The 13,313-nt window shown below is 44.0% G+C and carries 9 protein-coding genes; 4 read left to right on the top strand and 5 right to left on the bottom strand.

Annotated elements, in window-relative coordinates:
• Positions 1-355: 355 nt before the first annotated feature.
• The 3 genes from I8748_RS21835 to I8748_RS21845 form a co-directional block, all read right to left on the bottom strand.
• A complete protein-coding gene (locus tag I8748_RS21835) occupies positions 356-4,387 on the bottom strand; it encodes a beta strand repeat-containing protein (protein ID WP_198126649.1) in 4,032 nt (1,343 codons plus the stop codon).
• Between the two features lie 286 nt (positions 4,388-4,673).
• The gene (locus I8748_RS21840; RefSeq protein WP_198126650.1) at positions 4,674-5,516 is read right to left on the bottom strand and encodes a sulfotransferase family protein; all 843 of its coding nucleotides are present in this window, start codon (positions 5,514-5,516) and stop codon (positions 4,674-4,676) included.
• A gap of 379 nt (positions 5,517-5,895) precedes the next feature.
• Entirely contained in the window at positions 5,896-6,465 is a 570-nt protein-coding gene (locus I8748_RS21845) for a CAP family protein (RefSeq protein WP_198126651.1), read from the bottom strand.
• 312 nt (positions 6,466-6,777) lie between these two features.
• On the opposite strand from I8748_RS21845, the gene I8748_RS21850 reads away from it, so the two are divergent.
• Both I8748_RS21850 and I8748_RS36095 read left to right on the top strand, forming a co-directional pair.
• A complete protein-coding gene (locus I8748_RS21850; RefSeq protein ID WP_198126652.1) occupies positions 6,778-8,136 on the top strand; it encodes a sensor histidine kinase in 1,359 nt (452 codons plus the stop codon).
• Positions 8,137-8,257: 121 nt separating this feature from the next.
• Positions 8,258-8,902, top strand: a complete 645-nt coding sequence (locus I8748_RS36095) for a response regulator (protein ID WP_198126653.1) — start codon at positions 8,258-8,260, stop codon at positions 8,900-8,902.
• A gap of 52 nt (positions 8,903-8,954) precedes the next feature.
• Here the strand turns inward: I8748_RS36095 and I8748_RS21860 are convergent, their stop codons facing one another.
• Complete coding sequence (locus tag I8748_RS21860) at positions 8,955-9,818, bottom strand: GNAT family N-acetyltransferase (RefSeq protein ID WP_198126654.1); 864 nt, start codon at positions 9,816-9,818, stop codon at positions 8,955-8,957.
• Between the two features lie 317 nt (positions 9,819-10,135).
• On the opposite strand from I8748_RS21860, the gene I8748_RS21865 reads away from it, so the two are divergent.
• Together I8748_RS21865 and I8748_RS21870 are read left to right on the top strand one after the other, a co-directional pair.
• Positions 10,136-10,444: a type II toxin-antitoxin system HigB family toxin gene (locus I8748_RS21865; RefSeq protein ID WP_198126655.1), complete on the top strand. Its 309-nt coding sequence runs from the start codon at positions 10,136-10,138 to the stop codon at positions 10,442-10,444.
• Positions 10,445-10,540: 96 nt separating this feature from the next.
• Positions 10,541-10,972 (top strand): helix-turn-helix domain-containing protein, encoded by a 432-nt coding sequence (locus tag I8748_RS21870; RefSeq protein WP_198126656.1) that lies wholly within the window; start codon positions 10,541-10,543, stop codon positions 10,970-10,972.
• Positions 10,973-11,114: 142 nt separating this feature from the next.
• On the opposite strand, the gene fusA is transcribed toward I8748_RS21870, so the two are convergent.
• The gene (gene fusA, locus I8748_RS21875; protein WP_198126657.1) at positions 11,115-13,115 is read right to left on the bottom strand and encodes an elongation factor G; all 2,001 of its coding nucleotides are present in this window, start codon (positions 13,113-13,115) and stop codon (positions 11,115-11,117) included.
• Between the last annotated feature and the right edge of the window lie 198 nt (positions 13,116-13,313).

Genomic DNA, 13,313 nt, shown 5'->3' on the forward strand with positions numbered 1-13,313 from the left:
CTGTCCCCCCTTACTAAGCAGGGCTGTTTCGTTCCCTAAAATAGGTAAAATTGCAAGATTCAGACAGATAAAAATTGAGAGCAAGCGCACAATTTGAGTAAAAAATCCTTGCGCCTTCAACCCAAAATAGGCAATTTTTCTTTGCGTCTTTGCGACGGCAGTCGCTTCAAGTCGGCAGAGCCGCCCAACGCGCTGCCTCGTCTTTGCGTGAGATTATCCTCTTGACAAAATCCTAATCTGAGCGAATGAAACAGCCCTGCTTAGTAAGGGGGGACAGAGGGGGGTAAGCCCCTACAGGCTTAAACAGAAGTTACGATAGGATTGACCCACCCCCCCCACCAACAACCTAAAAGCCTTAGAGATTGACGAAATTAGCAGCAGTCAGCGTCGTAGTATTAATACCACTCAGCGTCGCCAAAACTTCATTAGTGGAAGTCACCAGGATATTGTTACCAGAGAAACTTAATTGCCCAAAGCTTAAACCACCATACAGTCCAATCTTATCTTGACCCTTAGTGAAATCAGTAATGGTATCAGTACCTTCCCCAGCAGTAAAGGCAAAGATATCGTTACCGTTATTACCAGTAAGAATATCGCTGCCAGTACCACCATAAAGCAGATCATTACCATTACCACCAATTAGGTAATCGCTACCGCCACCACCGTAGAGGGTATCATCGCCATTACCACCATTGAGGGTATCGTTACCCGCGCCGCCATCCATCAGCCCATCGCCATACAAGATGTCGTTGCCATTATCACCGTTGAGGCTATCGCTACCCGCGCCGCCGTAGATGGTATCGTTGCCATTACCGCCGTTGATGATGTCGTTACCAACAGTGCCAGTCAGGTAATCAGCAAAATTAGTGCCAAAAATGTTAGCACCAACAGCCACAGTCACCGTACCAGTATCAGTCAGGCTACCATCGCTGAGGGTGTAGTTAAAGCTGGCATTACCAGAAAACCAAAGATTTGGCGTAAAGGAAACGAAATCATCTGCACTGTTGTTGGCTGTGCCGTTATTATTCAGGACGGCAGTACCGTGGGTAGCACCGCTGACACCAGTGATACTCAAAGAGGGACTATCAACATCGCTATCATTGGCTAATAGGGTACTAACTGGGATGTTGACGGTAGTACCAAAGAACGTGGAAACACTGTCATCAACAGCAACAGGGGCATCGTTAACAGGGGTGACAGAGAAAGTCTGAGTTTGTCCAGTTAAGGTTGCCGTACCATCAGTCACATTGTAATTAAGGTTAACGGTGCCATTAAAGTTGGCATTTGGGGTGAAGGTATAAGTGCCATTGTTGTTATTTACCAATGCCCCGTTAGTGGCAGTCAAGTTGGTAACTGAAAGGGTATCACCAGCATCAACATCACTGAAACCTGTTAATAACTGAGCCGCAGTAATGGTAATGGCAGTATCTTCTGGTGTATTGCTTAATGTGGCAGTGGGTGAACCTGTGGGTGCATCGTTGACACCGTTGATGGTGAGGTTAACTGTGGCTGTGCTGGTGCCGCCGCTACCATCGCTAATAGTGTAAGTAAAACTGTCGTTAGCAGTAGCTCCCACACCCAAGGACTCAAATTGACCGTTGGGGTTGTAGGCGAATGTGCCATTAGAATTGAGCGTTAATAGCGCACCTGAGATTAAGGTAATTTGATTGCCTACATTGGCAGGATTGCCGTTGACTGCACTAACAGTGAGAATATCACTTGTATCTAGGTCAGTATCATTGGTGAGGACATTACCGTTAACAGCAGTATCTTCATTGGTGGTTACGCTGTCGTTTGTAGCTATTGGGTTGTTATTTTGTACTTCGTAAGCTCCAATATCGACTGTGTTGCGACTAATGCGGTTAAAACCTGTACCTCTTTGGTCGGTGGTGACACCGGAGGGAACAAGGGCGTTATTGCCAGCGTTGATGGCTGCTGAACCTGCAACTAAGGCGTGAGTTTGGGTAGTACCACCGTTATTGGCAAGGGCAGCGAGGACTTGGTTAATATTGGTGATGCCAGCCGAGGCAAAGGTGATGTCGCTGCCTGTGCCGATGGTGCCGGATGTACCAGTTAGGCTACCGATGAGGTTGTTGGCATCGCCTGTGATGTTGCCTGAAATATCGGGGGCTTGGTTACTAGTATCAAAGTTACCAGCAATGATGGTGTTTTGAGCAGTAGTAGTTCCAAAAAAGGCAGCTACTCCTCCACCAGCATTGCCAGCAGTATTATTAGTAATAGTGCTACTAATCAGAGTAATTACTCCCCCAACAATTAGACCACCACCATTCCTGCTTGCTGCTGTATTTCCAGAGATTGTACTGTTGGTGACAGTGAGTGTACCTTGACTGGCAATGCCGCCACCAAACGATGATGACGTATTGCCAGAGATAGTACTGTTTATGACGTTAAGAGTGCCGCCCCTGTTACCAATGCCAGCACCGCCAAAATTACCGCCTGAATTGTTATTAGAGATAGTACTATTTGTTAAAACCAAACTAGCATTAGAGTTGATAAGAATGCCGCCACCGTTAATCGAATTGCCATTAGCAATTGTCAAAGCATCAATTGTGGCATCTGTTCCAGAATTAGAAATGTTGAACACGCGGGAGGCATTGTTGCCACTCACTGTCAGTTGATTTGCCCCAGTTCCCTGAATGGTGACATCATCAGTAATAACTAATTCCCCAGAAGTGAGAGTAATGGTATCAGGGGTGGCATCGGTAAACACGCTACCTGCAAAGGTAATCGTATCTGCCCCAGGATTGGCATTAGCATTGAGAATCGCTTGCCGTAAGGAACCTTCACCTGAATCGTTGGTGTTGGTGACGACGGTATCGTTATCGGTAATCGTAACGGTAGCCGTATTATTCGTGCTATCGATGGTGTAACCTGTGCCTGTATCTAGGTTGAGGGTGAGGGTTTCATTGACTTCGGTAGTGCTATCATCAAACGCCGCTAGGTTAATATCGACAAAGCTATTGCCATCAGTAATGGTTACAGGCAAAGTATTGCCAGAAATGCTAACGCTGCCCCCACTGAGGGTATAGTCAGCCGTCGCCGCTGTACTGCTGCCATCAATGGTCAGGTTGACGGTTAAATCGCCTGTGGTATCACTACGAGAGATGCGATAGACACCATTACTGCCGCCTTCTGTCGCTGTGGCTGTTTGGGCGGTGATGCTGACGGTGGGAGCGGGGGGTGAAGTGATGTTAATTGTGCCGTAAACATCATCATTGTTGGTGGCAGTTCCCGCATCATTAGCTGCACTGTTACCACTAAAAGTAGGATTACCTAAAGAAGTGACAGTTGGTAGAACAGTGGGCATTCCCTGGTTGTTGCCGTTAGTATTCGTGGTGGACTGCATGATGAAGATTGCCCCACCTAAGCCTTGACCTGAGTTAGCACCCGTGCCGCCTGTAGCAGTATTGTTGGTAAAGGTGGTGTTACTGAGGGTTAAAGAGCCACTGCGGACAAAGATACCACCCCCTAGTCCAGCACCGCCACCACCTTGGCCACTGGAATTACCGTTGCCAGCAGCAAATCCACCTGAGCCTCCAGAGCCGAAGCTACCACTGCCGCTCCAGCCACCACCGCCAGCACCGTAGCCACCATTGCCCCCGGAGACAGGATCGAAACTGAAGCTAGCTCTATTACTGAAGCCGCCACCACCACCGAATCCCCCGGCAAAACCCGGATTACCGCTGATGAAACCGGCACCGCCGCCGAAGCCGCCGTTAATAACGCCGCCGCCACCGAAGCCACCGTTGGGCTTACCAGGATCGTAGAATCCGGCGCCAAAGTAACCACCGTAGCCGCCGTAGTTGCCGTTGCCGCCATAGCCGCCAGGGCTGCGATAGCCACCAGTGCTACCAGCAAACAGTCCGCCACCAGCATTGCCACCAGCATCGCCAAACATACCGCCGCCACCGTTGCCCAGTCCACCGACACCGCTACTACCGCCTTGGGCAGCGTTATTAGTAAAGGCGACATTGTTCAAGGAGACATTGCCATCATAGATGAACAAGCCGCCGCCCAGACCAGCACCGCCGCCGCCTGTGAAACTATCTCCGCCTTTAGCCCGTCCGTTGGTGATGGTCAAGTTAGAAATCCCGACGGTTCCCGATAGGATAAACAAGGGGCGCACGTCGCCATTATCGTTGATGCCATTGTTATTAACATCACCGCTAATGCTGTGGTTATTGCCCACAATGGTGATGTTGCTGTTAATGAGGGTCTTCACCACTCCAGTAATGCGAACATCGCTATCAATGGTAATGGTGTCATCCCCCGCGAGTTGGTTCGCTTGGAGGATAGCGTAACTGAGAGTTCCTGCGGTGCTACCGCTACCGTCATCAGTGGTTTGGTTAACGATGAAATTTGCCATTTGATTGATTTCCTTTGTTTGAGGTATGAAAGGGAACAAGGAACGGGAAACAGGGAACAGTAATATGTAGGGTGAGCTAGGCAACAGCCGTAAGGCATCGAGATATCTGGTGATGCCCTCGAATTACCCCACCCTAACCCTCCCCTTATAAAGGGGAGGGAACTAGATTTTCAATTTTTCCCCCCTTACCAAGGGGGGATTAAGGGGGGTAATACGACTTGTGTGTACACCGCAGCCTTGTCAAGGGGAGGGAACTAGAGTTGTAATAGTGGAAAGATTCCAAGCTTTATGAATTGGCTGCTGGTATTGGCTGGGCGACAATCACATTTGCTCGGCTATTGCTGGGGTTGTGCCAAAAAGACAACCCTTCATATTGAGCAAATAAATCCGGTGGTAATATTGTTGCTCGTGGTTTAAACTCAACTTTGGCACGCACCTGATGTAACCCTTTGGTATTCAGCCGCGAATCAAATTCCTCGGCTTCATATTCCACATGGTCAAAATCATGGTCAAAGGGTTCTTCTTCTAGGAATTGATAAATCAGTGATAGGGTTTTATCCGGTGCTTGAGTTAATAAGTCATAGTCCACTAACAGTAAACTTGCACTGTGTTCGCTATAAAACGCTTCTTTGAGGGCGTTATAAGCAAACCCGACTAACCTTCCCCCACCACTCAAAGCTTCGGTGCGGGTGTAAACTGTGGAACGTTCACCAGCATTGTTAAACATCCGCGACACATCAAAGGCGTTTTTTCTAATTAGCCGTTCGATGCTATCCATAATCCAAGCCACATTCCGCACACAGCAAATCACCTTTGAGCCAGGAAATAGCTCGTGAATTAAGGACAATTTGCTACACCACAAGCGGTTAGTGTCGAAGATGACTTCTTTATCGCCTTGGGGCTGGTAGAATGTGGAAAATATTGTTAAGGTTAACGCCCGTTTTTGCTCTGGGGTGATAAAGACGGAATATTCGTTGTCTTCGCTCATCGCTTCAAGCATTCGGTTCACCAAACTGCCGACAGGGCTAGTCATACTGGCATAAAATCGGGGATTTTGCCGCAGTAAGGCTCCTAGTAAGGTGGAACCGGAACGAGGTAAACCGGAGATAAAGTGGATTTTGGCAGTCATTACGGTTAATTAGCTTTGATTTGTTGCCTTGATATAGAAGCTTTTGCACTTATAAGTTGTGATTCCACAGGCTAGGCAGTTGTGACAACTTTGGTGTGGCGAGACGGATTATAGAGCGATCGCTTTGATCGCTGCATCGAATACTGATAATTGGAAGAATTGTATGGCGATCGCCTCAGTGTCCACATCGGACAAAGATCCTAGTCAAAACTTGGATCTTTGTCCTATATAATTGATACTTATGTTGAATTATGAAAGTAGCGTAGGCGTAAGCCTTGGCGTAGACATCGCCCCAATCACCGCATCGGACAAAGATTTTAGCTTTGACTTGGATCTTTGTTCTATAAAGTAGGTAGACATAATTAAAGCGTTTTGCAACCTACTGGGGTTTTAGTACATTATCAGCAAGCTGTCCTTCCACATTTCCTGCGGGAGAATACTGACAAACTACATAGAAGCCATCGTACTTCTTACCGTCAATTGTTGCAGGGCCAGGTGCAGCACCACAGCCTACTTTGGTAGTGCCTTTCCAGACTAACTGAGTAAAATGCCCAGTTGAGTCAGAAAGTACAGGATTGTTGTAGTCATAGTTTTGAATTTCACTGTACCATTCCTGAACTGCTGCGCTACCTAAGTCTGCTGAGTCTCCACCCCAGTATATGTTTTCTCCGACATTGTTTTGATTGGTACTGTGTACTAAATCACCTTTTGCTGCTATGGTTTCTGCCCAAGCTTGCGCGCTCTGGTTGAGAGTATTATCAATGGTCACGTTAGGACTACTATGCTTGGCTCGATAAGTATTGTGTGCAGATACAGCATCGCTACGCAACTTGGCTAAGTCAATAGATGTCTGTCCTAAAACAAGGTGATTACCTATTGTTGCTCCAGTGAGTGCAATCGTTAAAGTTGTAGCTGTTGTCAAGGTTAGAGTTGAAAAGAATTTATTCATGATTTTGTCCGTGTTAAGTTAACTTTTCCAAGTCAATGCAACTACAGTGCAACTTGGGAAAAAAGGCGGAATATTCATGCCTCTACCAGTTGAGCCATCATCTTTGATTTAGGTAATTACCTAAATTTTCCTGTAGCGAAATGGATTATATAGCGATCGCCTCAGTGACCGCATCGGACAAAGATCCCAGTCAAAACTAGGATCTTGATCCTATATAACTATTACTTATGTTTTAGATAGTTAAAAAGCGTTTATTAAATGCTTTTACAGTAATAATACTTATGTAATCTGAAATTTTTATATAACCAATCAATGGCTATTATCCCCATTCTTCTAAGTATATGCGCTGGTATTTGTCTTTATGTAGGTCTATTACACTTGCTAATTGGCTTTCAGCGATTACAACCAGCACTTCATATCTGGTTTAGTTTATCCTGTTTGTTAGCTTGTTGCTACATCCTAGACCTGATGGTCATGTGTAAAGCCACTAATATAGAAGACTATATCTTAGCGAGAAAAGGGGTAGCATGTTTCGGATTTATATTTGCATCTTGTCTCGTATGGTTTGTAGCTAAATATACTAATTTTCAGCCAATGCGTCTGATTTTGGCACTGAATAGCATCTACTTAATTTGTATTTTGAGCAACTTTTTTTCTCCTGCTGGTATTACCTATTCTCATATCAGTAGGCTATCAAGTTTTTCTTTGCCTTGGGGCGAATTAATCATATATCCAGAAGGAAAAACAAATCCTTTAATTGGATTTCAGCTTCTCGGTTTAACGAGTGCTACCATTTTTATGTTTTATGCCTGTTACTATCAATATCTACGCGGTGAAAAGCAAGCGGCGCTTAGTCTGTCTATTAGCGTAGCGATTTTGATAGCAACAATTCAACACGATCGCCTGGTGGATTTACAGGTGATCAAATTCATGTACTTGGCTGAATTTGGGTTTCTGTCCTTTGTCTTGGTGATGAGCCTATATCTGGCTAGAGAGTTGTTTGAAGCGGTAAAACTGCGCCAACAATTATTAAAAAGCGAACGATTACGGAAAATAGCTGTAGAGGAGGAACGTAATCGTTTAGCCCGTGAGTTACATGATTCAGTATCGCAGATATTGTTTTCTGTAGCTAGCATTGCTGAAGCTTTACCAAGAGTTTGGCAACGTCACCCAGAAACAGCCAAACAGGGATTAGAAGAACTTGCCCAAATGACACAGGCAGCTTTAGCAGAAATGCGGTATTTATTGAGTGGGTTGCGTCCTAACGGTTTAGCAGGACAATCTTTAGGGGAATTGTTACAGCAGTTAACTCAGGCAATTCAAAACAAGGCAAAGATCCAAATTACCACTACAGTGGTAGGCGATCAGCCTTTGTCTGAAGAGGTAAAGCTGGTTTTTTGCCGTATTACTCAAGAAGCACTTAATAATACTATTAAACACGCCCAAGCTACACAAGTATCAGTCAATCTGCATAATGATTTACAGCAGATAGCTTTACGCATTCGTGATAATGGTTGTGGTTTTAACCTCAAAGATATACCATCTGGTCATTTCGGTATACAAATTATGAGAGAAAGGGCTGAGTTGATTGGCGCTAGTTTCAATTTAGACAGCCATCCAGGAAAGGGGACAGAGATTTTGTTAATTTGGGATTTGGTTAAGCCTCGTTAACAAATTTAAATTTTAAATTAAGAAGATCAGGGTTAAATCACGCAAGTGAGAGAATGATTTATTACAAGGATATTAAAAAAGTATTCTTTATAAAAATAATTTTTATACTCAGAGCGTCAAAGTGGAAAAAAGCATACCAAAACCTATTCGTGTAATCACTGTTGATGATCATCAAATTCTGCGCGGAGGGATTAAATTTCTATTGCTGGCGTTTGATGATATTGAATTGGTGGGTGAAGCAGCTAACGGAGAAGAGGCACTACATTTGTGCGAACAGTTACAACCACATGTGGTGCTGATGGATTTGATGATGTCGGGGATGAATGGAGCAGAAACTACAAAAGCTATTAAAAGAAAGTACTCAAAAATTCAGGTTTTGGTTTTAACCAGTTTTATGGAGACGGAGTTGATAAAACAAGCAATGACAGCTGGGGCTATTGGTTATCTGCTCAAAGGTGCTTCAATTGATGAATTGGCAGATGCTATCCGAGCCGGTGCTGCTGGGTATTCTATGTTGTCCACAGAGGTAATTCAGGCTTTATGTCACACACCCAAATCTTATTTGCCAGTTGAGACATTGAGTAAGCGGCAGCAAGAGGTGTTAGAACTAATTGCTTTAGGATTAACTAATGAAGCGATCGCTGAACGGATGAGATTAAGCCCTTCTACCATTAGACATCATGTAACTCACATATTAAATAGGTTAGGGGTAGCCAACCGCACTGAAGCTGCAACTAGATTGTTCGCTGACACTCATACGGCTTGAAACCTTATAATTATTTTTTCAAGCAGCAAACTTACTGAAATTATTTTAATTTTTATTCTTTAAATATTACTAAGCCGAACTCTTCACCAGTGGGTCGAAAGCCAATTCCGCGATAAGCTGCTTGTGCTGCGTAATTTTCTCGATTTGTAAACAAAATGGCGCGTTTTACTCCTTGAGATTTGGCATCAAGTAATGAGCCAGCCACTACACTTTTAGCGTAGCCTTTACCCCGCAGTGCAGGCGGTGTCCAAACTCCACCAATCTGCACAATATCAGGTAGGCGGGCATTGAAGGCAGTATAAGCCACTAAAGTATCTTTTGCGACTAATACCCAATGCCTTGCTGTAGCTTGACGTGCTTCTATTTCATGGCGACAAGCTGGCAGCAAATCAGGAGTTGCCGATTTTCCTAAAGCTTCTACATTAAAGGCAGCGCACCATTCACTGAGTAAATCTAACTCATCTGCATGTGGTAAACGACACTGTACTTGTTGCAATGCTAAAGCTGGGGGTATTTGCAAATCTTCTAGTGCCAGAGAAAATAATATCTCACTTTCATTTAGCTGAGTTGGTCGGTTGGCAAGTCCCAATATTTGCTTTGTGGCTTTCACTTGTGCGGCTGGCCCGGCGATTCCAGAAATTACTCGGTTAGACTGTGCAATGACTGCTTGCACCACCTCTGCAAGATAAACAGGAGCTTGCACAACCACCATGTTATTCCAATAGTGGGCGGCAACTGCAACTATAGTTGCATCTGCTATGGCAGCCACATAAGTTCCCTGAAACCTTGCACCTTCATCAAGTAGTCCTGCTTCTCGCCAATTCGAGCGTAGAAACATAGTAGTATCGGTATGTTGCAAGAGGAAATTTTCTAACAACACCTCATCGCCAGGTTGTAGAGTTTTTAAGTTAACCACAATAAGTCCTCATATAGTCGATTTTATACTTCATATCTTGCATCAGTTGCATTGTTGACATTTTTGTAGGATGGGCGCTGCTAATCGTTCGTTCAAACCTTGTTTTTTACGTTGTTGGCAGTTTCAATATTGAGAATGCTGCAAGATATTAGGTACAAAGTTTTAAGTAAAAATACTCGCAAGTCAAACACTTGCAGTTGACTTCGCAATTTGCTAAGATTATTTAAAGCCTCATTATTAAGGTTTTCAATTAATTTCATTTCCCAGAACAGGAGAAAAATTATGCCATTTTTAAAATCTAGAGGAAAACCCTATATATGCGTATTATTACAGAAACCAGACTCAAGGAAGCTTGTGAAAAGCACCCTGATGCTGAACCTAGCATACGAGCCTGGAAGAAGCTTGTAAAAATGCAAGACTGGAATAGTTTTACTGATGTCAAAGCTACTTCTGTTTTTGCACCTGACCAAGTAAAAAACTTCGTCATTTTTGATATTGGAGGAAATAAATATAGGCTAATAACCTGTATTAACTACAAAATAAAAGCTATATATATTCGTGGGTTTCTTACTCATGGAGAATATGACAGAGATAAATGGAAGAATGACGAATGGTTTGATAGCTAGCACTAATTAGAAGCTGTCAATCAGCTAAAACTAAGATCGGTATTTTTTTACCAATCTTAGTCCTAACAGTTAAGTAAATAATGCTATAATTACAAAATGTTATATCATGACACCAGCTACACGGAATTGCTTACATATTTTCCCCCACGCCCCATAACAAATCAAGAAGATTTAGAAAAAACTCAAGCAGTTGTAGATAATCTACTTGATAAAGGCGAACTAACGGAGGCAGAAGAAGACTATTTAAATTTACTGGGAATCTTAATTCATGAATACGAATCTAAACAGGATTTGGTTCCAGATATTTATGGAGTAGAACTTCTCAAAGTTTTAATTGCAGAATCGAATTTGAAACAAAAGGATTTGGTTCCTATTTTTAAAACAGAGTCAATTGTTTCTGATGTACTTAAAGGCAAGCGTAAATTAACGGTTGAACACATTCAAAAGCTTGCAGAATTTTTCAAAGTTTCACCTGCTGTATTCTTTCCAGATAACCCATTAGACAGGGATTTTGTAGAAGTAGCTTAATTTGACATCCAAGCATTTACCAGAAAGATGGATAGTTACATCAGGAAGAAATATTGGAAAATGAAAAGCCCCTAGTATATTCAGACTAGGGGCTTTTATTAGCTATATCTCTAATTATTCTGGCTTCTCAAAAATCTGACAGTCATCTGTCATCTTTCATCGGTGTTTGTTTATAGCAAGCAAACTCCATTGTGAAGGTTGCCATACCAGAGGTAAGCGATCGCAATTCTGTAGAATAACCAAACATCTGCACCAGGGGAACTTCAGCCCGAATTACTGAGTATCCCTGCATGGTTTCGGAACCCAACAGTAAACCCCGACGCGAGGAAAGATCACCCTGAACTCTACCCATGAACTCGTTTGGTGTTTCCACTTCTACAAGCATGATAGGTTCAAGGATATAGGGTTTGGCTTTTTTGATCGCATCTTCAAGGGCTTGATGGGCTGCTGACCTAAATGCCAACTCTGAAGAGTCAACTGAGTGATAGGAACCTCCAGCCAAAACGACTTTCACGCCGGTGACGGGATAGCCTTCTAGCACTCCTGCTTGCAAGGCCTCGCGGAAACCTTTCTCGCATCCAGGGATATATTCTTTAGGAATCGCACCCCCAACGACGCGGTTGTCAAAGACAAACAGTTCATCTGTAGGTTCAATCCACCCACTGACGTGGGCATATTGACCAGAACCACCCGATTGTTTCTTGAGTCGGTAGTCGAAAGTTGCTTTTTGTCCAATTGTTTCTCGATAAGCTACGGCGGGAGTACCAACGTAGACTTCAGCGTTATATTCCCGTTGGATGCGTTCGATGTAGATTTCCAAGTGCAGTTCGCCCATTCCAGAAATGAGAGTTGTTCCTGATTCTGGGTCGATGCTGACTCGAAAAGTCGGGTCTTCTCGTTGAAAGCGGTTGAGTGCTTTGGAAAGGCGATCGCTATCTTCTTGTTTTTTGGGTGTGATTGCCAAGGTAATCACTGGTTCCGGCACAAACATCTTTTCTAGAGACACTAGTGGTTCCCCGGTACACAAGGTATCACCGGAAGCGCAATCAACACCCAACAAAGCGACAATATCGCCAGCTACGGCAACTTTCACCTCTTCGCGCTTATTGGCGTGCATTCTCACCAATCGACCGATTTGCACCCGTTGCCCTGTACGAGAGTTGTAGACGGTATCACCTGGTTTCAACGTGCCTGAGTAAATACGGGTATAGGTCAACTGTCCAAAGGATTCTACAGTGAGTTTGAATGCTAAAGCCACTAAGCGATTATCAATGTTATTCTCTCGTCTCCAATCCCTATCTAAGGGAGATGGGAGATAAAGAGCGATCGCATCTAATAAGTTTTGCACTCCTTTGTTTTTGAATGCTGAACCCAGCAATACAGGTGTGAGTTCCAGGCTGATAGTTGCTTGGCGGATAGTTTGCCAAATCAGCGCTGGGGGAATTTCTTCACCTGCTAGCAGCATCTGTGTCATTGGTTCAGAGAACAGCGACAAAGCATCTAGTAGTTTTTCTCGTGCCTGTTGTGCCTCATCAACTAAAGTTTGGGGAATTGTCTTTTTCACCCAGTTTTCACCGTTTTCACCCTCATAGTAGTGAGCAGTCATTTCTACTAGGTCAATCACGCCCTGGAACTGATTTTCGTTGCCGATGGGATACTGGAGCAACACAGCATTCAATTGCAAGCGATCGCGCATTGCCTGTACTACACGAAATGGATTTGCCCCCATGCGATCCATTTTGTTGATGAATGCCAAACGCGGCACATGGTAGCGTTTCATCTGACGATCGACGGTAATCGATTGGGACTGCACACCCGCTACAGCACACAGCACCATGACTGCCCCATCCAACACTCGCAAGGCACGCTCGACTTCAATCGTAAAATCTACATGTCCTGGTGTATCAATTAAATTGATTTGTGTATCATGCCACTGACAAGTCGTGGCAGCAGCAGTAATGGTGATGCCATGCAGTTTTTCCTCTGGCATGAAGTCCATGGTTGCACCCTTGCCGCCTCCCCGTACCTCCTCAATGGCGTGGATTCTGCCCGTGTAGAAGAGAATTCGCTCTGATAGAGTAGTTTTACCAGAGTCAATGTGAGCAGAAATACCAATATTGCGGATGCGTTCTCGGGGAATCATAACGTTTCCTTTTACTTCAGCGAGCAACAGTTACCGCTTGAGCGGTAACATTAATTGTATACTACATTTGTAATATACAAATACATCTACAAATAAAAAAATTCCTCCCCTCAAATATGGGAAGGAACTAATTGGAAAAGTTGCAAAATCGCTCTAGTAGAGCAAAGTGCTGAGTTAAGAGTTAAAATTTATTTCTCC

This window comes from Amazonocrinis nigriterrae CENA67, from assembly GCF_016056305.1.
Lineage (GTDB): Bacteria > Cyanobacteriota > Cyanobacteriia > Cyanobacteriales > Nostocaceae > Amazonocrinis > Amazonocrinis nigriterrae.

Excerpts from the sequence above, each read along its gene's own strand:
- I8748_RS21865 (WP_198126655.1), top strand. The coding sequence starts at position 10,136 with ATGCGTATTATTACAGAAACCAGACTCAAGGAAGCTTGTGAAAAGCAC.
- I8748_RS21845 (WP_198126651.1), bottom strand. The coding sequence starts at position 6,465 with ATGAATAAATTCTTTTCAACTCTAACCTTGACAACAGCTACAACTTTA.
- I8748_RS21870 (WP_198126656.1), top strand. The coding sequence starts at position 10,541 with ATGTTATATCATGACACCAGCTACACGGAATTGCTTACATATTTTCCC.
- I8748_RS21840 (WP_198126650.1), bottom strand. The coding sequence starts at position 5,516 with ATGACTGCCAAAATCCACTTTATCTCCGGTTTACCTCGTTCCGGTTCC.
- fusA (WP_198126657.1), bottom strand. The coding sequence starts at position 13,115 with ATGATTCCCCGAGAACGCATCCGCAATATTGGTATTTCTGCTCACATT.
- I8748_RS21850 (WP_198126652.1), top strand. The coding sequence starts at position 6,778 with ATGGCTATTATCCCCATTCTTCTAAGTATATGCGCTGGTATTTGTCTT.
- I8748_RS21835 (WP_198126649.1), bottom strand. The coding sequence starts at position 4,387 with ATGGCAAATTTCATCGTTAACCAAACCACTGATGACGGTAGCGGTAGC.